Below are 20472 nucleotides of genomic sequence, written 5' to 3'. Positions count from 1 at the left end.
TTCGCGCGCGGGAAACTGGCTCATGAACCGGTCGTTGGCACTGGCCCAGATTGCTGTGCTCTGCCCCATGATTGCTGTGCATTCAATGCTTACTTGGGAACGACAGAAGTCTTCCGTCCATTGGAGCGAAGCGCTTTGATGGCACTACGATTACGCGCATAATCTCTCTTTAGCTTCAGCAGAGCCGCCTCCAATCCATCGCAGTCGCCGAATGTTTCGCAATCTTCACGCCGCTGCAGCGCGAAGCGCACCTCGGCGGGCAACACCTCAAGTGGTTCGTCGGCCGCCCGCTCGCGACACTCGTCTGACCAACTGACTACTTTCATTGCCTCGATCTGCTCGCCCTGTGTTTGAAGTCGCAAACATGACTTACCCCGCGTGTACTGAAGCACGCAGAAGGTTTCTCCCACACTACAATAATCGACCTCGTCAAATCCACGCTCGATAAGGCGGCGATCCATCCCGGCGTATTCGCCGACTGCAGCATGCGCGCGCAGGTCTGCACGCCAACCGGCGCCGTAGATCTTGGATCGGGCATGCGTAAAGGATTCACCACTTTTCAGCGTGACTGCTTCTGCCCGTGAAATGATCGAGAAGAACACAAGTAAGCTGCAGCCTGCAATCGAGGGCAATTTCATTTGCTGATTCCTCCTGCGGCTTTGTACGCCGCCTCGAAGCGCTCGAATTGCACATAAGGCTGATTGTAGCGACCTGACAATCCGCGCCCCTTCGGTAATGAAGCCCATTGATGTGATGCCTCCGCCACCCCCGACTGAATATCACCGGCCTTGATTTTTTCGATGGCACCCGACCCGCGCAAGATCGAGACGGCAATCAGATCTTGGGTTTCTGGCGTAAAGTCCGTCAGTCCCATCCGCCGTTCACCGTGATCCTCCCAGGTCGCCTTGGTAATTTGGTACATGCCCGCAGCCGTCGTCACGCCCCCACTGCCCGGCCCTGGATGAGTTGAGTAGTCAGTAAATCGCCACGGATCGTTCCGTCTGCCTTTAACAGCACCATATTTAAAATCGTAGTCTCCTCCCTCGGCATCCGCAATCGCCTTGAGAAATGCCTGGGCGTTAGCGTTCTTAAGAGCTTCTCGATTTTCCGCCAATCGCTGCTCCTTGCTTAATTTAATTTTTACTTTTTTGGCTTCGGAATCATCGCTTGGCGTCGTTGTCCTGGTAGCGCGAAGTTGCAGAATTTTTCCGGATGGGGATTTTATCGGCGCACTCATCCTATCCTCACAAATAAATTTCGATGGATTCGGCGAGCGCTTCCGCGCTCAGCAGGTGCGTATGCCCTAAATGATCAGTAGTACCAAATTCAACGTTGCCGTTCGCGCGTTTGATGGCATATTCGACGGAGGACAGAGTCTCGCCAGTGTCAGCATCGAACAGAATGAATTTGTCATCGAAGCTGGGCTTTGCGTCGCCGGCGTATGACATGACCGATTGTCCAGCGACCGCGCTGCGCTCGTCGCTACCGGAACCAAGATCTTGGCATCGCAGTGACTGATTCGGGACCAGACGGGGCGGCGGGACGCATCCGCAGGCGCAGTAGTCGTCTTCCAGCGCAACTTTCTTCCCGTTCCATTGCTCGGGAATCCGCGGTCCGACGCATACGATCTTTCCCGTTGACTTACAAGCTGGGCAAAAAATCGCGTCTCCTTCCAGCGCGATGAGCGCCCCGTTAATACGGCCACTACTGCTTGCTGAAGTGACCTTGCCACCGGACGTCGTCGTCGCCCCAAGTGTAATGGTGTAACGTTTCATTGGCCCTCCATCGTTTTTTTTGCAAATTTCTACGCAGCGAATGGGGAATGATTGATCCGCAGCATGAGACTGGCTTGAGGAAACGCAGAATAAGTTCCATCTATGCAAAAAAAATGGTTCTGTAAAGTGCCCGTTTTTCGGATATGCGGTCGACCGTATCGCCTGGATGGACTATTCGCGTGAGTTTGGTGGGAACTTAATGTTATGCATGAAGAACAGGATCAGGCCCTTGCCATAACGCGCCAAATCGCCATTGCGCCGCTGATGCGCGGGCATGTGAGATAACCTGGTAAACAGTTTCCATACGCCTGACATTCAGACTGCGGCGAAACCGCTCTGATTGCAGTAATCCGCCCATGCCTGCATCAACGGCACCCGCTTGTCGAAAAGGTCCCCGCGCCGATACGCCGCTTCCACCTTATTCGGCAAGCTATGCGCCAGCGCGTGCTCGCACACCTCGCGCGCAAACGCATTGCCCACCGCCTCGGCACACCAGTCTCGAAAAGTCGAACGAAAGCCGTGCACCGTGATGTCGCCGCGCCCCATGCGCCGCAGGACGGCGGTCAGGCTCATATCAGACAGGATGGTGCCAGCGCTGCGGCCCGGGAACACGAAGGCGCCTTCGCGCGGCATCTGCTGCAGCAGCGTGATGGCCTGCGTCGACAAGGGAATACGGTGCTCCTTCCCCGCCTTCATGCGCGCGGCCGGCACCGTCCACACCTGCGCCTGAAGATCGATTTCATCCCACGCCGCGCCGCGCACTTCACCGGAGCGGCAGGCGGTCAGAATCGCCAACTCCACCGCGCGCGCGGCCACGCCTTCGCGCGCGTGCAGCTGCGTCATGAACGAGGACACCTCGCGCCACGGCAGCGCCGGAAAATTCACCACCGGCGCGATCTTGTTCGGATCGGCCAGCAGGTTTTCAAGGTGACCGCGCCAGCGGGCCGGATTGTCGCCGGTGCGGTACTTGCTGACGGTGGCCCAATCGAGAATCGACTCGATGCGGCCACGCAGGCGCACCGCCGTTTCTGTCTTCGTGTCCCAGATCGGCCGCAGCACGCGCACCACCAAGTCGATGTCGACGTCGGACACCGGCAGCGCGCCGAACACGGGAGAGGCATAATTGGCCAGCGAAGTCTCCCACTGGGCCGCGTGCTTGGCGCTCTTCCAGCTGCCGCGGTGGGCGCTGATATAGGCCGCCGCGCACTGGTCAAAGGTTTTAAGACGCGCGCGGTGCAACGCATCGCTGGTGCGGGCGGCATTGCGTTCGACGATGGGGTCCCTGCCCTCGCTCAATAGCAGGCGGCACTGGCTTGCCCGTTCGCGCGCGATGGCCAGGCTAACGGCACTGAGGCCACCCAACCCCATCTCGCGGCGCTTGCCGGCGAGCGTAAAACGAAACACCCAGCTCTTCGATCCGCCCGTGGCAATCTGCAGCCACAAGCCATCGCCATCGCCGTAATATCCAGGCGAACTCAACTTGGCGACGAGTATGGCGGAGAGCTTTTTTACATGCTGGCCCATGTGATCCTACCCATGTTTCTACCCATGCGGCTGACGCGGATAGTGCTGGACAGTGTAGGACGCCCCCGGACCCTTAATTTTGATTTTTTTCCTATGAGAAGGCGAAAAAAAAGCTCCCGTTTGGGGAGCCTACTGATGAGCTACTGGCGGAAGCGGTGAGATTCGAACTCACGAACGGCTCACACCGTCGGCAGTTTTCAAGACTGCTGCCTTCAACCACTCGGCCACGCTTCCTGCAGTCCAACATTATACATAAGCCCAGGCCCGCAGCCTACAGTAACCAGTTCTCCCGCAATGCCGTCTCGAACGCGGCCGCGCTGATCGGCTTGGAAAACAGGTAGCCCTGCGCCTCGTCGCAACCCGATTCCCGCAAAAATGCCAGCTGTTCGACCGTCTCCACCCCTTCAGCAATCACCCGGTGACCAAGCTTCTGGCCGATGCTGATGATGGTGGTGGCAATCGCGCAATCGCTGGGGTCGTCGGGCAGGCCCATAGTGAAGGAGCGGTCGATCTTCAAGCTCTGGATGGGGAAGCGCTTCAAATACGACAGGCTCGAATAACCAGTGCCAAAATCGTCAAGCGACAGCGTCACCCCCAGCGCATTGATACTGTTCATGATGGCGATCACCCGCTCGATGTCCTGCATCAGCGCGCTCTCAGTGATTTCCAGCTCCAGCCACTCGGGCGCCAGCCGGTAGCGCGCCAGCGTGGCGGCCACGCGGATCGGCAGGGAGGCGGTAAATTCGCGCGCCGAGACGTTAATCGCAATGCGCAGCGTCGGCAGTCCTGCGCTTTGCCAGATCGCCGCCTGGGCGCAGGCCGCTTCCAGCACCCACTCGCCGACCTGCACGATCAGTCCAGTCGTCTCGGCCAGCGGAATAAAATCGGCCGGCGCAATCATGCCGCGCTGCGGATGGACCCAGCGCACCAGCGCTTCGGCGCCATTGATGCGCACGTCCGCGATGTCAAACTTCGGCTGGTAATGCAGCACCAGTTCGCCGTGCCCGAGCGCGTGGCGCAGCCCCGATTCGATGCGCATCCGTTCGTGCATGCCGTGATTCATATCGAGACTGTAAAACGCCACGCTGCCTTCGAGCTTGTCATGGCCCTGCTTGGCGCGCGCCATGGCGATGTCGGCCAGGCGCAGCAGCGTTTCGGCGTCGCTGCCATCCTGCGGATAGACGCTGATACCGATGCTGGTACCGACCCGCAAATCGTGCCCCTCAATCAGGAACGGCGCCACCAGCGAAGCCTGCAGTTTATGCGCCACCGTGGTCGCTTCGAAGTGCTGGCGCAGATCGAACAGGCCGACGACGAATTCATCACCCGACAAATGCGCCACGATGTCTTCTTCGCGCAAGGCCCCGCGCAGGCGCAGCGCCACCTGGCGCAACAGCTCGTCACCGATCTGGCGGCCCAGGCTGTCGTTGATCCATTTGAAGCGGTTCAGGTCGACGAACAGCACGCAACCGGCCATGTCATTGCGCTGCGCCAGCGCCAGGCCCTGCTCGAGCAGCTTGGTCAGCAGGGTGCGGTTGGGCAGCTTGGTGAGGGCATCGTAATATGCCAGGTGATGCAGTCGCTCTTCGGCCTGCTTGCGGTCAGTGATGTCGCTCAGGTAGGCGATCAGGCCGGCCTGGCGACCGGCGCCATCGACCAGCGGCGTGAGCGTCAGGCTGGCCCAGAACACCGCGCCCGATTTCTTGCGGCGCCGCACTTCCATCATGCGCCCGCCCTGCTCGGCGAAGGCGTCGCGGAAGTTGGCGTCTTCGTCAACGTACAGGAACAGGATGTGCTGGCCCACCGCTTCGGGCGCACTGTAGCCGAACAGCCGTTCGGCGCCGCGGTTCCAGCTGGTGATGTAGCCGCCGCGATCGAGCGTGAGCACCGACTCGGAGATCTGCTCGAGAATCTGGGTCTGGCGCAACAGCTGGTCATTCACCGCCACCAGCGCGCTATCGGGCAGCGCCGGCGCCGGGGTATGCAGCTGCAGCAGACTGGCGGTCAGCCGCGCCAGGCTGACCAGCAGGTGACTATCGTACGCGGTGTAGGGGGCGCGGCCCGCAACCGTAAAACTGCCGAACACGGTGTCGCTGCTGGCGACGATCTGGACCAGCTGGCCAAACACGCCCGCCGCCCCCGCCGACGGCGCGGCGCTGGCGGGCTGCGGATCGAACTGCTCGTGCGGGCTGGCCAGCAAGCCCCGCGCGATACGCCCCAGTTCTTCATGCAAGACGCCGCCGCGCAAATGCAGCACGGCGTCGCACAGGGCGGCGCTGCTGGCGATGAAGTCGGGGGCGGGATGGACGACCATGCTAGAGGTTCCGGCTGACCTGGATCGCCCAGTGAAAGCCGCGCAGCTGACTGTGCCACCATTGCAGCGGCGTGATCGCCACCGCCGTCAGTGCCGCACCGGTGGCAACGCCCCCTTCGACCAGCGCCAGCAAGCCGCCCAGCACACCGCTGCGCTCGAGCAGCGCGGCGGCGCGCTCGGGCGGCAGCAGCAGCGCGGCGACGATGTCGGCCATCGGCATGTCGAGCAGCACGTCGAGCAGCGAAAATACGCCGATCTGGAACGCCACATCCTGGGCCGCGCGGTCACCACCCAACTCGCCACACAAAAATTCGATCTGCGCCGCCCGCATCGCCGCGACCGGCAGTAAGGGATTGGCCAGGCCATCGGCGCGCGCACGCGTGTAAAGCAGCAATTGCAGCCAGCGCAGCAGCTGGCGCCGGCCGAGGCGGTCGATGGCTTGCGCAAAATTGTTGATCGGCATGGCGGCGGCAAACGCCGCCGAGTTGACCAGCCGCAGCAGGTGGTAGCACAAGGCCGGATCCTGGCGCAGCTGCACTTCGATGTCGCGCGTGTCGGCGTCGGCCAACAGCAGACCGAGCAGCTTGAGCAGGCGGCGCGCGGTGGTGCCGTCGGCGTCATCGCCCTCGGCAGCGGCAGCGGCAGGACGGTGCAAGGCATGGGCGCCGCTGAACCAGGAAAAGCCCGCCTTGCTGCACGCTTCGAACAGGGCGGTCGTCTCGACGGCGTGGGCCAGATGGGGGCCGAACAGGGCCGGCAACGGCGTCTTGTAGGCAAGCGCGGCAGCGCAGTCGTGCGCCACCGCAGGAAAGGTCGGCGGCGCCGTCACGCCGGCGCCGGCGCCACTGTCGATTAACACCCGGTAGCCATCCTGCTGCAGCGCCGACAGTTGACGCAGGGCGCCGTCTTGCGCCAGCGCGGCGGCGTCGATCGCCAGCACCACCCGGTCCGGTGGCAGTTTGGCCAGCAGCGCGGCATCGAGCACGCCGGGGCCGGGCAGGTGCAGGATGCAGTCGAGCGGCACCATGGCGCTTAGCAGCGCGCCGTCGTCAAATACCGTCTGCCATGGCGACGGCGCGGTTGCCGCCGGCACGCGCGCCGGCGCTCCCAAGCGGACGCTCAAGGCCACCCATTGATGCGCACTGTCGGACACAGCGCGCAGGTCAACAAGGGGAAAATCCGTGGTGTCGGCGACGGCCATTTGCATGTCGGGGCTTTGGTCGATTCCATCGTGATGAAACTATGATCGCTCTACAAGAACAGAACGATGACCCTGTTCCTGCGAGTGTACCTGATGCGCAACGATGTTGCGCAGTGGTATTTACTATCGTGTTGCACTGACGCGCACGCAGACAGGCTACCGCGACCGGATTAGGCGCTGCCACTGCCGTCCAGCTGTTGCCGCGCAGACCATAACCGTTTGCGTCATATCAAGCTTGAACTTGACCTTTCCCCGTATATTTTTTCTGCTGGAATTGTTGTCTTTTCACAGGACGCCCCTGAGCGCTTGATTTTTGACTGTTCCATCAACGCAGGTATGCCATGCTGACATTTGCGCGACGCAGCCTGAACCAGAAACTGACGATCATTACCTTCCTCTCCACGGGCGCTGCCCTGATCCTGGTACTGATCGCCTTTGCAGTCATGGCGGTAAGCAATCACCGCAAACAAGAGGCGCTGCTGCTGGCATCCCTGGCTGACGTTATCGGCGCCAACAGCGTCGACGCCCTGCTGTTGAACGACCGCAGCGCCGCCCGCATCGCCCTGTCGGCCCTCAAAGCGAACCAGGACATCGCCGGTGCGGTGCTGTTCGACAGCCATGGCAAGCTGTTTGCGCGCTATGTGGCGGCCAGCCGTGGCGAGGAAGTGTTCAGCGCGGTCGATGGCGCCGGTCGCGATGCTGCCGCCCTGCACGCCGCCAATTTGCGCGGCAGCGCCCTGTGGCAAAGCCGCATGCGGCTGTACCGCGCGATCGGTAACGCCGGCAGCTGTGCCGGTATCATCATGCTCGAGGCCGATCTGAGCGCCATGTGGCTCGACATCGGCACCGGCCTGGCGCTGAGCGCCGCCGCCATGGGTGCCGCGCTGCTGCTGTCGCTGCTGCTGGCGGGCCGCTTCAAACGCAGCATCGCCGGTCCGGTCAGCACCCTGATCGAGGCCGCCCGGCAAGTCATCAGCAGCCAGAATTTCAGTGTGCGGGTCAGCCACCAGCGCAGCGACGAACTGGGCGTGCTGATCGACAGCTTCAATGCCATGCTGGCCCATATCGAAGGACGGGGCGCCGCCCTCAGCCATCACCGCGACGAGCTCGAGCGCCAGGTCAGCGTGCGCACCGAGCAACTCGAGCGGGCCAAGAATGCTGCCGAAGCGGCCAGCCGCGCCAAGAGCGCATTCCTGGCCACCATGAGCCACGAAATCCGCACGCCCATGAACGGTGTGCTGGGCATGACCGAGATGCTGCTGGCCACCGGCTTGAGCGATAGCCAGCGCAAGTACACCGAACTGGTGAAGAAATCGGGTGAACACCTGTTGGTGATCATCAACGACATTCTCGATTTTTCCAAGATCGAGGCGGGCAAACTGTCGGTCGAATACATTGATTTCAACTTGTGGGATTTACTCGACGACATCAGTAACGTCTACACGCCGCAAGCCCAGCACAAAGGCATCGCCCTCGATTTTGAGATTGCCAACAACATCCCGGTGGCCGTTTGCGGCGATCCGAACCGTCTGCGCCAGATCATCGCGAACCTGCTGGGCAATGCCATCAAGTTCACCGAGCACGGCCGCATTCGCGCCACCGTCCAGGTCGGCGTTGAAGATGCCCAGTCGTGCGCCCTGCGCTTTGAAGTACACGACACCGGCATCGGCGTCGCCCGCGAGGCGCGCAGCCGCATCTTCGAAGCGTTTTCGCAGGCCGACGGCTCAACCACCCGCAAATACGGCGGCACCGGCCTCGGTCTTGCCATTTCGCGCCAGCTGGTCGAACTGATGGGCGGGCGCATCGGGGTCGATAATGCTCTGACGCAAGGTTCCGTATTTTGGTTTACGGTAACTTTCGACAAGCGGCGCGTCGATCCCGACGAGCCAGGGTTTTCGCTCACTGCCATCGAAAGGCAACGCGTGCTGATTGTCGACGAACACAACGCCAGCCGTCAGCGCCTGGCCGAACAGCTGCAAGCCTGGCAGCTCGACTGCGACGCCGTCGCCAGTTCACTGCAGGCGACCGAGCGGTTGGGCGCAGCGGCGGCCGCTGGCCGTCCTTACGATCTCGCCCTGCTCGACATGGAACTGGCGCGCACCAGCGGGCTGGCGCTGGCCGCCGCCATGCGCGCCGAGCCAGCCAACCGCGCCACCCGCATCATCCTCATCAGCGACGCCCGGCTGGCGGCCGACCCGGTACAGCGGCGCACAGCGGGGGTCGCCTACCAGCTGATCAAGCCGGTGCGCGCGGGCGACCTGTTCGAGTGCCTGGAGTCGCGCACGCGCGCGGACGCCGGCGTTGCGGCGCCGGCCGCCGCCGCTGTCACCGCCGCTGCCGCCCCCGCTGCTGCCGTTGCCCAACCGAGCGCGCGGCCGCGCCGGGTGCTGCTGGCCGAAGACAATCCGGTCAACGTCGAAGTGGCCACGGCCATGCTGGGCAGCCTCGGCCTGGACGTCCACTGCGCCCGCAATGGCGCCGAAGCGCTCGAAGCGGCGCGCGCCAGCCACTACGATGTGGTGCTGATGGATTGCCAGATGCCGGTCATGGACGGCATCGCCGCCACCGCCGAAATTCGCCGCCTCGAGCGCGACACCAAGAGCGTGCGCAGTTTGCCGATCATCGCCATTACCGCCAACGCGCTGCAGGGTGACCGCGAAACCTGCCTGGCCGCCGGCATGGACGATTATTTGAGTAAACCGTTTACCCAGGGGCAGCTAAGCGCCCTGCTGGGACGCTGGATCACCCTGCCGCTGGTTGGTGGTGCGCGCGCCGCCGATTCGGCACCGGCCAACGATCCGGTGGGGCCGCTGCCGTCGCTGCGCTCGGTGGCGCCACCGGCGGCACCGCAAGCGGCCGACTATCGCGCCGCGCTCAACCCGCGCGCGCTCGACCACATCCGCGCACTGTCGGCCGAGCGCGGCGACGCACTGGTGCGGCGCGTGGTCGGCGCCTACGTCGACGACACCCCGCGCCAGTTCGCCGCCGTCCGCGCCGCCATCGACAGCCTCGATGCGCCAGCCGTGCGCAAGCTCGCCCACAGTCTCAAGTCGGGCAGCGCCAACGTCGGCGCCGAGACCATGGCACAGTTGTGCAAGGACCTGGAAACGCTCGGTCGTAGCGACAGCACAGACGGCGCCGACGGCCTGCTGCGCCAGATGGAGCACGAGTTCGAAGCGGTGCGCAAGTCGCTCAGCGCCATCCTAGAGAAGGACACTTGATATGGCCGCCCTGCCCCCCAACAAACGCGGCGTCGTGCTGGTTGCCGACGACGACCCGGTAATGCGCCTGCTGATGCTCGAGATGCTCGGCCAGGTCGGACTCGATGGCATCGAAGCCGAAGACGGCATGCAGGCGGTCAGCTATTTTCAGAGCATGGCGCCGGACCTGATCCTGCTCGACGTCGAGATGCCGAAGCTGGACGGCTTTGCCGCCTGCCGCGAAATCCGCCGCCTGGAATCGGCCAGCGCGGTGCCAATCATCATGGTCACCGGCGGCGACGACATCGAAGCGGTCACCAGCGCCTACGAAGCCGGCGCCACCGACTTCGTCTCCAAGCCGATCAACTGGCCGATCCTCGGCCACCGGGTGCTGTACGTGCTGCGCGCCAGCGACGCCATTGTCCGCCTGCGCACTGCCGATGCGCAGAACCGTGCCGTGCTGGCGGCCATTCCTGATACCTTCTTCCGCCTCAATGGCGACGGTTTCTATCTCGATTACGAGCCGGGCCACGAGCGCTCCGGCGCCGCCTGGAGCGGGCGCGAACGGGCCAGCCGCGACAGCGCCGCCTCGTTTGCCGTCGAGGGCTGCATCGGCAAGCACATCACCGAGGTACTGCCCGGCGAGATCGCCGAGCGCCTGCTCGAACAGATGCGGGTGGTGCTCGACACCCAGCAGATCCGCTCGGTCGACTACGAACTGACCCGCTTCGGCGCCGTCCACCACTTCGAAGCACGCCTGGTGGCCACCGGCGCGGCTGAAGTACTCGGGCTGGTGCGCGACATCAGCGAACGCAAACGCACCGAAGAACAGATCCGCCGCCTGGCCTACTGCGACAGCCTGACCGGCATTCCAAATCGCCAGGCATTTCTGGAGACGCTGGAGCGCGAGCTGCACCGCTCAAAGATCGGCAACAAGAAATTCGCCGTCCTGTTCATGGATCTCGACGCTTTCAAGCGCATCAACGACACCCTCGGCCACAACGCCGGCGACCACCTTCTCAAGATGGTCTCCGAGCGCCTGCGCGAGACCACCCGGCCCACCGACCTGGTCTCGCGCGGCGAACATTCGCACAACCTGGCGCGCCTCGGTGGCGACGAATTCACCATCCTGATTCCCGATCTGGAGCGGGTCGACCATGCGCTCAATGTGGCGCACCGCGTCAAGGAAGCCATGCGGCGGCCCTTCCTCATCGAAGGCAACGAGATTTTTTGCACGGCCAGCATCGGCATCTCGCTGTTCCCGGAAGACGGCGACGATTGCGACTCGCTGCTCAAGTTCGCCGATACCGCCATGTACCACGCCAAAAACTGCGGCAAGAACAACGCCAAGTTATACAGCTCCTCGCTGACCATGCAGATCATGAGCCATGTGAAGCTCGAGGTGGGCCTGCGCCGGGCGCTGAAAAACCAGGAACTGTATGTGCTGTACCAGCCGCAGATCGATGTGCCCAGCGGTGACATCGTCGCCGTCGAGGCGCTGGTACGCTGGCGCCACCCGGAGCGCGGTACCATCTCGCCGAACGAATTCATCCCGCTGGCCGAAGAGACGGGGTTGATCGTGCCGATCGGTGAATGGGTGCTGCGCACCTCCTGTCTGCAAGCGAGAGCGTGGCAGCGCAGCGTCGGCCGCAGCATCCGCATGGCGGTCAACCTGTCAGCCAAGCAGTTCAAGGACGACAACCTGAGCCAGGTGGTGCAGTCGGCCCTCACCGACAGCGGCCTCGATCCCACCCTGCTCGAACTGGAACTGACCGAAGGGACCCTGATGGACGACGCCCGCGCGACCATGGCGACGATGGACCAGCTACGCGCAATCGGCGTGCAGCTGTCGATCGATGACTTCGGCACCGGCTACTCGTCGATGAACTATCTGAAGCGCTTTAACGTGCGCGCGCTGAAGATCGACAAGAGTTTTATCAGCGGCCTGCCGCAGGATGCCGAAAACGCCGCCATCACGCGCGCCATCATCGCCATGGCGCACGGCCTGAAAATGGTGGTGGTGGCTGAAGGGGTGGAAACCGAAGCCCAGCTGGCACTGTTACAGGAATACGGCTGCGACATGGTGCAGGGCTTCCACCTAAGCCATCCGTCGCCGCACGAGTCGATCGCCCAGCGCCTGCTGCTGCCGTGCGGCGACCCGATCGACTTCAAATAAGCACTCAGCGCGCCGGCTCGAAACGCAGCGTGTGCAACGGCGCCCCGGGCAGCAGCGGCGCCGGCTGGCCGGCCACCCAGTCGGCATGGCCGCGCAGAAAATACGCCGACAGCGGATGGCCACTCTGCCCGCCCGGCATATTGAAGACGCCCTCTTCTTCGCGTCCCGGACTGACGGTGAGCCGCTCGGACTGGCCGAATTTGCTGCCGGCCACGCGCGGCATGTTGGCGTCGCCCGGCAGCTGATCGGCCGGCGCCGCCAGAAAACGCCGCAGCAGCGGCAGCGCCAGGGTGATCGGGTGGGTGATATCGACGGTGTTGCGCTGGCCCCAGGTGGCCGCGGCCAATGGTTTGCCGTCGGTCGTCAGCTGGGCGATCAGGCGGTCGACGGCCGCCAGCTGCAGCGCGCGCCAGTTGGTGCGGCCGGCCGGCAGCCAGCCGGCTGGCTGGGCCTCGAGCAGCCGTTCGAGCACCGCCGGCCAGCGCGAGCTGGCCGCCTGCATGTCGGCGCGCGCATCGATCTGCGCCAGCTGCAGGTTGGCGCCGCCATACACCTCTTCGTAGAGCGACCACATGAAGCCGCGCGCCAGCCGGTAGCCGCTCGAATCGACGCTGGCGTGGCCGTTCCAGCTGCGCTGCAGCAGGCGGGCGAATTCGGCGCGCTGCGGCTGCCCGCGCACGGCGTCGGCGTCGAGCAGTGCGATGGCGCGCTGGCGCCAGCGATCGATGAACAGGGCGCGGTCGTCTAGCATCACGCCGTACACGCCGGCGACATCGGTCCTGGCACCGTGCGCGCCCAGTGCCCGCAAGGCATCGCGGGCCTGGTGGTTGCGTGCTCCCAGGTCAAAACCGCCGTCACCAATCAGCGCCGCGCCGTTGCCTGCCAGCTGGCGGCTGTTGGCAGTCGACAGCTGGCCGCCGGCCGGATCGATCAGGCGTGGATGGTCGGCCGGCGCCAGCACGCCGTCCCAGCTGGCGACGGCGCCGCCGACGGGCAGCGGGAAGCTGGCGTCGGGCGCGCCGCTGTCATCCGCAGCGAGCAGGCGGCGTGGCAGCGCTCCGGCGATGGTCCAGCCGATATGGCCGGCAGCATCGCCAGCAACGAAATTTTGCGCCGGCATACCGACCCCGCTTGCCACGCGCAGCGCCTGCTCGAGCGCGTCGGCCGCCTCCAGCTCGCGGTGGCGCAGATTGAGGGCAGCCGGGTCGTGGGCGATCCAGTGGACGATATAGCTGCGCTCGCCAACTGTGCGTAACGGTCCCAGCGCCGTCTCGCGCACCACCAGCGTGTCGGCCGGGGCGCCTTTGACGACGATGGTTTCGCGGAACGTCAGCAGCTGCTGCCAGCCGGAGGCCGTACGCACGCGCTTGCCATCGGCGCGGTCGAACTGCACTTCCAGCAGGTCGAGAAAGTCGCCGTAAGCATTCGTGTAGCCCCAGGCGACGTGGCCATTGCTGCCCACCGTCAGTACCGGCGGCGCCCCCGGCAGGGTCAGGCCGACCAGCCGGCGCGGCTGGCCGGCAGCGTCGCGATACTGCATCGCCAGCCGGTACCAGGTCGCTGGCAGCTGCAAGCCCAGGTGCATGTCGTTGGAGACGATGGCGTGCCCGCTGGCGCTGCGGCTGCCGGCGACCGCCCAGTTGTTGCTGCCGACGGCATCCGTAAAGGCGTCGCCGCTGGCCGCTGCCAGCCGCGCCGGCCGCGCCGCGGTGGCGGTGGTCGGCGCCGCCCCCCACCACGCGGGCGCCCGCTCCGGTATCGGCGCCGGCGCCGTGTTGACCGCCTCGGCGTCGAGTGGGGCATCGAACACGCTGGCGGTGGGCAGCAGGAAGGCGCGCTGGGCGGCGTCGCTGTGCTCGACCACCCAGCCGCGCGCCAGTTCGCGCGTCTCCTGCATGCCCTGTAAATCAACATACATGGCCCACGCCACCAGCAGGCAGTCGGCGGCCTGCCACGGCCGCGGCGTGCTGGCCGTGAGCACATACTCGAAGGGCTTGGCGCCGAGCGCCTGCAGGCCGCCATTGACGCCGTCGACGTAGCGCGCGAGGAAGCGGCGATCGTCGTCCGGCATGCGCGCGAGCAGCGCCTCGGCACGCGCGCGGAAACAGTGCAGCCGGTGACTGCGGTCGAGCGGCAGTGCCTTGACGCCGAACAGTTCAGCGAGCTCACCGGCGCCGGAACGGCGCATCAAGTCCATCTGGAAGAAGCGCTCCTGGGCGTGAATAAAACCGGTGGCGTAGGCCAGGTCGGCGCGATTGGCGGCGGTCAGCAGCGGCACCCCGCGCGCATCGCGCGCCACCGTGACGGCGTCAGCCAGCCCGGCCACCTGGCGCACGCCATCGAGTTGCGGCAAGCTGGCCCGCAACACCAGCGTCGCCCCCCCCAGCGCCAGCACGATCAGCATGCCAGCGGCCAGTGCTATCGCTCGTCCCCATCGCCTGTTGCGCCTTGCGCCCATGCCCCCTCCCCGTGCCGATGTTGTTTTTATCAAGACATGATATTGCCAGAAAAACAAATTTTTATGCAAGCAAATCGCAGCGGCGCCGGCGTGCGCCACCGGCGCACGATTGATATGCATCATCGATACTGCAAGTTGGCCGACCTAAGCTTGATCCATGTATAGACCGAAGGGAGAGCGCCATGCGCACCTTGCTTTTAACTGTCGCGATTGCGCTGAACCTGGCAGCTTGTTCCACCCCGCAGGAACGGGCGTTCAGGCAGCAGGCGAATATGGACGCCACCATCATCGAATTCGGCCCGGCCTGCGCCCGCCTCGGCTACACCGCCAACTCGGATCTCTGGCGCAACTGCGTCATCCAGCTGAGCACACGCGATGACTTCGTGCGCTATGGCAGCAGCTATCCCTACGGTGGCTGGGGCGGCAGACCATATTGGGGCAGATAAAACAGCGTCCCGGCGTCCTCGGCGGCCATGTTGGCGCTTGCTGCGGACGGTGACGACACGGCGCCATCGTCGGTCCGCCGTGGCGCTCAGGTGGTGCGGCGGTCCAGCATGGCACGGGCAATGGTGCCGGCATCGACGTACTCGAGCTCACCACCGACCGGTACCCCACGCGCCAGGCGCGAGACGCGCAAGCCGCGCGCCTTGAGCATTTCGCTGATGTAGTGGGCGGTCGCTTCGCCTTCGTTGGTGAAATTGGTCGCCAGTACCACCTCGGCAACCACGCCGTCGCCGGCGCGGCTGATCAGCTTGTCGAGGTGGATGTCTTTCGGGCCAATGCCGTCGAGCGGCGACAGCCGTCCCATCAGGACGAAGTACAGACCTTTGTAAGTCAGGGTCTGTTCGATCATCATCTGGTCGGCCGGGGTTTCCACCACGCACAACAAGGCGCGCTCGCGGCCATCGTCCTGGCACAGATCGCACACTTCCGTCTCGGCAAAGGTATTGCACATGGCGCAGTGATGGACATTATCGACCGCCTGGTAGAGCGCGCGCGAGAGCATCTCGGCGCCCTCGCGGTCGTGCTGCAGCAAGTGAAAGGCCATGCGCTGGGCCGATTTCGGCCCCACGCCAGGCAGACGGCGCAGCGCCTCGGTCAAAAAATCGAGCGACTTGGCCATCGTATCAAGACCGCGCGGCGCGCACGCCGTTCAGGGCGGCCGCTGCCATTAAAACGGCATCTTGAAGCCTGGCGGCAAGGCCATGCCGGAAGTCAAACCACTCATTTTCTCGGCCGACATTGCTTCTGCCTTGCGCACGGCGTCATTGAAGGCGGCGGCGACCAGGTCTTCCAGCATGTCCTTGTCATCGGCCAGCAGCGACGGGTCGATGGTGACGCGCTTGACGTCGTTCTTGCAAGTCATGACGATCTTGACGAGGCCGGCGCCCGACTGGCCTTCGACTTCCACCAGCGCCAGCGCATCCTGCGCCTTTTTCATATTGTCTTGCATGGCTTGGGCCTGCTTCATCAAGCCTGCGAGCTGGTTCTTCATCATGGTGAGGTTCTCCGAAATCTAAAAATGGCAACTATAAAGGAAAGGCACAGCTTGTGCGGTGACTGCATCAGGCAGCGGAAGGCGGCCGCACCGAGCCCTGCACAACAAAGGCATTGAGCTGGCGCCCCATTTCCTGCACAAACGGATGGGCGGCGACGCTTTGCTCGGCCTCTTGCAAGACATGTTCGCGATACGCCTTCGCTTCGACACTGGCCGTGTACCAGACCGGGCCAATCTCGACCTCGACGACGACGCGGGTGGTACGAAAGCGTTCCTGCAGTACCGCCATCAACTTTTCCGTGTTGCCGCTGGCGCGCAGGGTGTCGATGGGGGCGCGCAGGCGAAAGGTGCTGTGCTGGCCGTCGCTGACGCATTCGATCAGTTCGGTCTGCATGGCCAGCTGCTGCGCTACCCCGCGCAAGGGCAGGCTCGCGGCCAGCGCCGGCCAGTTGCCGTCCCAGTCAATGGCCGGCACCGCCGTGATGACATACGGCACTGCGGCCACCTCCACGGTACGGGCAGGCGCGGTGGTGGCGGCGGGGGCAATAGCGGGCGGCGCCGCCGCGGTGGCCGTCGATGGCAGCGCGCTGTCATCGGAAAACTCCATGACCCAGGATGGCGGGCCGTCATCGTCCATCGTTTCCGGCGCAGCTGCGGCCAGCGGTGCGGCCACTGCCGCCGCTTCCCACGGTGGCGATGCTGACGCTGGCGCTGGCGCTGGCGCTGCTGCCGGTGGCGCTGGCGCTGCAGCGACAGTCGCAGCAGGCATTGACGGCGCCGCCGGTGCGGCAGCCGCAGCGGCGGCCGCCTGATTCGACATCGCCGTTGGCCGCTTGGCGCCGGCCGACTGTCCGCGGCTGGCCGAACGCGCCGCTTCGAGCGCGGCGTTGATGGCGGCGCGCGCCGAATGCATGGCGGGGGCGGGGGCGGGAGCGCCGCCCGCCGCTGCCGGCGCGGTTGCCGGCGCGGTTGCCGCTGCCGCTGGCGGCGCCGCTGGAGCAGATGAAGCCGGCGGCGCCACTGCAGCGGGCGGCCGCGGCGCCGTCGCTGGCGTTACTGCCGCGTAACTGGCAGTGGCAGTGGCGGCCGGCCGCGCCGCCGGCGGCGTCATCCGGGCAGGCGCCGTGCGCGCCGCCGGCGCTGCCGCTGGCGGCGCATCGGCGCCGCCATTACCGGGGCGGAAAGCAAGCATGCGCAGCAGGGCCATGGTAAAACCGGCGTACTCGTCGGGGGCGAGGCCCAGTTCGTTGCGGCCATGCACGGCAATCTGATAAAACAGCTGCACTTCCTGGGCATCGAAAGCGGCTGCCAAGCGCAGGATATCGGCCAGCTCGGGCAAATCTTGCGGCACCGCCGCCGGCACCGACTGCGCCAGCGCGATGCGGTGCAGCAAGGTGCCGAGGTCTTGCAGGGCGCCGTTGTACGACAGGCTGCGGCTGGCCATTTCATCGGCCACTGCCATCAGGTCGGCGCCATCTTGCGCCAGCAGGGCGTCGAGCAGGCGCACCAGGTAAGTCTGGTCGAGCGCACCGAGCATGCCCTGCACTGCTTCGAGGGTGACGGCACCGGCCGCATAGGCAATCGCCTGGTCGGTCAGCGACAGGGCGTCGCGCATCGAACCATGGGCGCCCTGGGCCAGCAGGCGCAGCGCGGGCTGTTCGAAACCGATGCCTTCCTGGCCCAGGATGTGATCGAGGTGGTCGATGATGTGACCGGGCGGCATCTGCTTGAGATTAAATTGCAGGCAGCGCGACAGCACGGTGACGGGAATTTTTTGCGGGTCCGTGGTGGCAAGGATGAACTTGACGTGCTCGGGCGGCTCTTCCAGCGTCTTCAACATCGCATTGAAAGCGTGGTTGGTGAGCATGTGCACCTCGTCGATCATGTAGACCTTGAAGCGCGCATTCGACGGCGCATACACGGCCTGTTCGAGCAACCGGGCCATCTCGTCGACGCCGCGGTTGGACGCCGCATCCATCTCGATGTAATCGACGAAGCGGCCGGCATCGATGGCGGTGCAGGCATCGCACACGCCGCACGGGTTTGCGGTGATGCCGCCCTGGCCGTCCGCGCCGATGCAATTGAGCGCCTTGGCCAGGATGCGCGACAAGGTCGTCTTGCCGACCCCGCGGGTACCGGTGAACAGGTAGGCGTGATGCAGGCGCCCCGTTTGCAGCGCATGCGTGAGGGCGCGCACGACGTGTTCCTGGCCAACCAGGGTGTCGAAGTTGCGGGGACGGTATTTGCGGGCGAGGACTTGATAGGACATGCTGCGATTTTACCGTAGATGGGCGACGCGGCGGGCAAACTCGATCAGCGCACCCGGATACACGACGCACGCGGGCATCCCGGGCAGAAAAAACAAGAAGCTGGAGCGGGAGAATTCGCCGTCCGCAGGACGCGGCGAGACGTTACAGAAGAAGAAAAACAAAGGAGGCGAGCCTGATCTGCGGCACTCATGGGTAATAGCCGTGGCTGCTTCGTTCCCGACCTGACCAGGTTAGCCATGCCACGATGCGCAGGGGCCCGCCAGCACTCATTATATCCGAGTTGCATCAAATAGGGAAAGCGACGCGGACACCCGTCTGATCGACGTGCGCCCGCGACAACACAACGAACAGCCAACTTAAATACCCAGCTCCTGCCACATGGCATCGACGCGCGCCTTGATTTCCGGCGACATGGCAATCGTGGTGCCCCACTCGCGGGTGGTCTCGCCAGGCCATTTATTGGTGGCATCGATCCCCATCTTGCTGCCCAGGCCACTGACGGGAGAGGCGAAGTCGAGATAGTCGATCGGCGTGTTGTCGACCAGGGTGGTGTCGCGGATCGGGTCGACGCGGGTGGTGATCGCCCAGATGACTTCTTTCCAGTCGCGGATGTTGACGTCTTCATCGACCACCACGATAAACTTGGTGTACATGAACTGGCGCAGAAAGCTCCAGACGCCGAACATCACCCGCTTGGCGTGGCCGGCATACTGTTTTTTCATTTGCACCACCGCCATGCGGTAGCTGCAGCCTTCGGGCGGCAAATAAAAGTCGGTGATTTCGCTGAACTGTTTTTGCAGCAAGGGGATAAACACTTCGTTCAGGGCCACCCCCAGCACTGCCGGCTCATCGGGCGGCTTGCCCGTGTAAGTCGAGTGATAAATGGGATTGCGGCGCATGGTGATGCGCTCGATGGTAAACACCGGAAAGCTGTCCTGCTCATTGTAATAACCGGTGTGGTCGCCAAACGGCCCTTCGAGCGCGTGCTCGTAACCGGTCGGATGATTCGGATCGGGCAGGATGTGGCCCTCGAGCACGATCTCGCTGGTGGCTGGCACCCGCAACTCGCTGCCGATGGCCTTGGTCAAGATGGTGCGGCTACCGCGCAGCAAGCCGGCAAACTGGTATTCGGACAGACTGTCCGGCACCGGCGTCACCGCGCCGAGGATGGTGGCCGGATCGGCGCCCAGTGCCACCACGATGGGATACGGCGCGCCCTTGCTGGCGATGGCGTGCTCGCGGAAATCGAGGGCGCCGCCGCGATGGGCGAGCCAGCGCATGATGACTTTATTGGGGCCGATCACCTGCTGTCTATATATACCCAGATTCTGGCGCTTCTTGTTGGGGCCCTTGGTGATCACCAGGCCCCAGGTAATCAGGGGTGCGGCATCGCCTGGCCAGCAATATTGAATCGGCAGGCGCGCCAGGTCGACATCCTTGCCTTCCCAGACGATGTCGTGGCAGGCGGCGCCCTTGATTTCTTTCGGCGACATGTCCCACACCGCCTTCACCAGCGAGCCCATCCCCAGCATGTCCTTGAACCCTTTCGGCGGTTCCGGCTCTTTCAGGCGCGCCAGCACGTGGCCGATCTTGCGCAACTCGCTGACATCGTTGGCGCCCATGCCCAGCGCCACCCGCTTCGGGGTGCCGAACAGATTGCCCAGCACCGGTATGCTGTGCCCGCTCGGATTGTCGAACAACAGGGCCGGACCACCGGCGCGTAACACCCGGTCGCACACTTCCGTCATCTCCAGATGGGGGGAAACGGGGGTCGAAACCCGCTTTAATTCGCCCATATCTTGCAGCTGAGAAATAAAATCACGCAAATCAGTATAAATCATCGTTTTTTGGTTTTTTTCGTTAGTGCGACAGGGTTGTTAAATTACCAGTCCAAGTGATTGATTTCACAGCTTATTGATGAGCACCTGTCAAAAAAGTAAGATCCAAAAGTTATAAGAGATCACCGTGCTAGTATTGACTTCGTATAAGTCGGCTTTTACAATCCACCCAAGTTGATGAGGCGGGTTTTTTGCGGTGGGTTGTTTCACCATTTCAC

At 64.1% G+C, this 20472-nt stretch carries 14 protein-coding genes, 1 tRNA gene and 1 other RNA gene; 3 read left to right on the top strand and 13 right to left on the bottom strand.

From position 1 onward, the window contains the following. Positions 1–89 precede the first annotated feature (89 nt). The 7 genes from ACP7BZ_RS06745 to ACP7BZ_RS06715 form a co-directional block, all read right to left on the bottom strand. Entirely contained in the window at positions 90–638 is a 549-nt protein-coding gene (locus tag ACP7BZ_RS06745; RefSeq protein WP_426111324.1) for a hypothetical protein, read from the bottom strand. Then, the gene (locus tag ACP7BZ_RS06740) at positions 635–1237 is read right to left on the bottom strand and encodes a paar repeat-containing protein (protein WP_426111322.1); all 603 of its coding nucleotides are present in this window, start codon (positions 1235–1237) and stop codon (positions 635–637) included. The genes ACP7BZ_RS06745 and ACP7BZ_RS06740 overlap by 4 nt, the downstream gene beginning before the upstream one ends. Before the next feature lie 7 nt (positions 1238–1244). Next, positions 1245–1775 (bottom strand): PAAR domain-containing protein, encoded by a 531-nt coding sequence (locus ACP7BZ_RS06735; protein WP_426111320.1) that lies wholly within the window; start codon positions 1773–1775, stop codon positions 1245–1247. 315 nt (positions 1776–2090) lie between these two features. After that, positions 2091–3299, bottom strand: coding sequence for a tyrosine-type recombinase/integrase (locus tag ACP7BZ_RS06730; RefSeq protein WP_426111318.1), 1209 nt, complete (start codon positions 3297–3299; stop codon positions 2091–2093). 144 nt (positions 3300–3443) lie between these two features. Next, positions 3444–3533: transfer RNA gene (locus ACP7BZ_RS06725), tRNA-Ser, on the bottom strand. A 37-nt stretch (positions 3534–3570) separates the two neighbouring features. Next, positions 3571–5613 carry a putative bifunctional diguanylate cyclase/phosphodiesterase gene (locus ACP7BZ_RS06720; protein WP_426111316.1) on the bottom strand — a complete coding sequence of 681 codons (2043 nt, stop codon included), beginning with the start codon at positions 5611–5613 and terminating at the stop codon, positions 3571–3573. A gap of 1 nt (position 5614) precedes the next feature. Further along, complete coding sequence (locus tag ACP7BZ_RS06715; protein ID WP_426111313.1) at positions 5615–6820, bottom strand: HDOD domain-containing protein; 1206 nt, start codon at positions 6818–6820, stop codon at positions 5615–5617. A 335-nt stretch (positions 6821–7155) separates the two neighbouring features. On the opposite strand from ACP7BZ_RS06715, the gene ACP7BZ_RS06710 reads away from it, so the two are divergent. After that, entirely contained in the window at positions 7156–10035 is a 2880-nt protein-coding gene (locus ACP7BZ_RS06710) for a response regulator (protein WP_426111311.1), read from the top strand. Position 10036: 1 nt separating this feature from the next. Continuing rightward, positions 10037–12190 carry a putative bifunctional diguanylate cyclase/phosphodiesterase gene (locus ACP7BZ_RS06705; protein WP_426111309.1) on the top strand — a complete coding sequence of 718 codons (2154 nt, stop codon included), beginning with the start codon at positions 10037–10039 and terminating at the stop codon, positions 12188–12190. Positions 12191–12194: 4 nt separating this feature from the next. Here the strand turns inward: ACP7BZ_RS06705 and ACP7BZ_RS06700 are convergent, their stop codons facing one another. Further along, the gene (locus tag ACP7BZ_RS06700; protein ID WP_426111307.1) at positions 12195–14648 is read right to left on the bottom strand and encodes a penicillin acylase family protein; all 2454 of its coding nucleotides are present in this window, start codon (positions 14646–14648) and stop codon (positions 12195–12197) included. A 182-nt stretch (positions 14649–14830) separates the two neighbouring features. Between ACP7BZ_RS06700 and ACP7BZ_RS06695 the strand changes: the two genes are divergently transcribed. Then, the gene (locus ACP7BZ_RS06695) at positions 14831–15094 is read left to right on the top strand and encodes a hypothetical protein (RefSeq protein ID WP_426111305.1); all 264 of its coding nucleotides are present in this window, start codon (positions 14831–14833) and stop codon (positions 15092–15094) included. A gap of 86 nt (positions 15095–15180) precedes the next feature. On the opposite strand, the gene recR is transcribed toward ACP7BZ_RS06695, so the two are convergent. From recR to ubiD, 5 genes are all read right to left on the bottom strand, one after another. Then, positions 15181–15771 (bottom strand): recombination mediator RecR, encoded by a 591-nt coding sequence (gene recR / locus ACP7BZ_RS06690; RefSeq protein ID WP_426111303.1) that lies wholly within the window; start codon positions 15769–15771, stop codon positions 15181–15183. A gap of 48 nt (positions 15772–15819) precedes the next feature. Next, a complete protein-coding gene (locus ACP7BZ_RS06685; protein ID WP_426111301.1) occupies positions 15820–16146 on the bottom strand; it encodes a YbaB/EbfC family nucleoid-associated protein in 327 nt (108 codons plus the stop codon). Between the two features lie 67 nt (positions 16147–16213). After that, complete coding sequence (locus ACP7BZ_RS06680) at positions 16214–18415, bottom strand: DNA polymerase III subunit gamma/tau (protein WP_426111299.1); 2202 nt, start codon at positions 18413–18415, stop codon at positions 16214–16216. 163 nt (positions 18416–18578) lie between these two features. Beyond that, positions 18579–18677, bottom strand: an RNA gene (ffs, locus tag ACP7BZ_RS06675) — signal recognition particle sRNA small type. A gap of 95 nt (positions 18678–18772) precedes the next feature. Then, positions 18773–20257, bottom strand: coding sequence for a 4-hydroxy-3-polyprenylbenzoate decarboxylase (gene ubiD, locus ACP7BZ_RS06670; RefSeq protein ID WP_426111297.1), 1485 nt, complete (start codon positions 20255–20257; stop codon positions 18773–18775). Positions 20258–20472 lie beyond the last annotated feature (215 nt).

This window comes from Massilia sp. PWRC2 (assembly GCF_049896725.1).
Lineage (GTDB): Bacteria > Pseudomonadota > Gammaproteobacteria > Burkholderiales > Burkholderiaceae_D > JAFCUW01.
This window is presented reverse-complemented; position numbering and strand designations above follow the sequence as displayed.

Coding starts and splice junctions, on each gene's coding strand:
- ACP7BZ_RS06710 (WP_426111311.1), top strand. CDS start 7,156: ATGCTGACATTTGCGCGACGCAGCCTGAACCAGAAACTGACGATCATT.
- ACP7BZ_RS06745 (WP_426111324.1), bottom strand. CDS start 638: ATGAAATTGCCCTCGATTGCAGGCTGCAGCTTACTTGTGTTCTTCTCG.
- ACP7BZ_RS06720 (WP_426111316.1), bottom strand. CDS start 5,613: ATGGTCGTCCATCCCGCCCCCGACTTCATCGCCAGCAGCGCCGCCCTG.
- ACP7BZ_RS06705 (WP_426111309.1), top strand. CDS start 10,037: ATGGCCGCCCTGCCCCCCAACAAACGCGGCGTCGTGCTGGTTGCCGAC.
- ACP7BZ_RS06700 (WP_426111307.1), bottom strand. CDS start 14,648: ATGGGCGCAAGGCGCAACAGGCGATGGGGACGAGCGATAGCACTGGCC.
- recR (WP_426111303.1), bottom strand. CDS start 15,771: ATGGCCAAGTCGCTCGATTTTTTGACCGAGGCGCTGCGCCGTCTGCCT.
- ACP7BZ_RS06715 (WP_426111313.1), bottom strand. CDS start 6,820: ATGCAAATGGCCGTCGCCGACACCACGGATTTTCCCCTTGTTGACCTG.
- ACP7BZ_RS06735 (WP_426111320.1), bottom strand. CDS start 1,775: ATGAAACGTTACACCATTACACTTGGGGCGACGACGACGTCCGGTGGC.
- ubiD (WP_426111297.1), bottom strand. CDS start 20,257: ATGATTTATACTGATTTGCGTGATTTTATTTCTCAGCTGCAAGATATG.
- ACP7BZ_RS06695 (WP_426111305.1), top strand. CDS start 14,831: ATGCGCACCTTGCTTTTAACTGTCGCGATTGCGCTGAACCTGGCAGCT.
- ACP7BZ_RS06730 (WP_426111318.1), bottom strand. CDS start 3,299: ATGGGCCAGCATGTAAAAAAGCTCTCCGCCATACTCGTCGCCAAGTTG.
- ACP7BZ_RS06685 (WP_426111301.1), bottom strand. CDS start 16,146: ATGATGAAGAACCAGCTCGCAGGCTTGATGAAGCAGGCCCAAGCCATG.
- ACP7BZ_RS06680 (WP_426111299.1), bottom strand. CDS start 18,415: ATGTCCTATCAAGTCCTCGCCCGCAAATACCGTCCCCGCAACTTCGAC.
- ACP7BZ_RS06740 (WP_426111322.1), bottom strand. CDS start 1,237: ATGAGTGCGCCGATAAAATCCCCATCCGGAAAAATTCTGCAACTTCGC.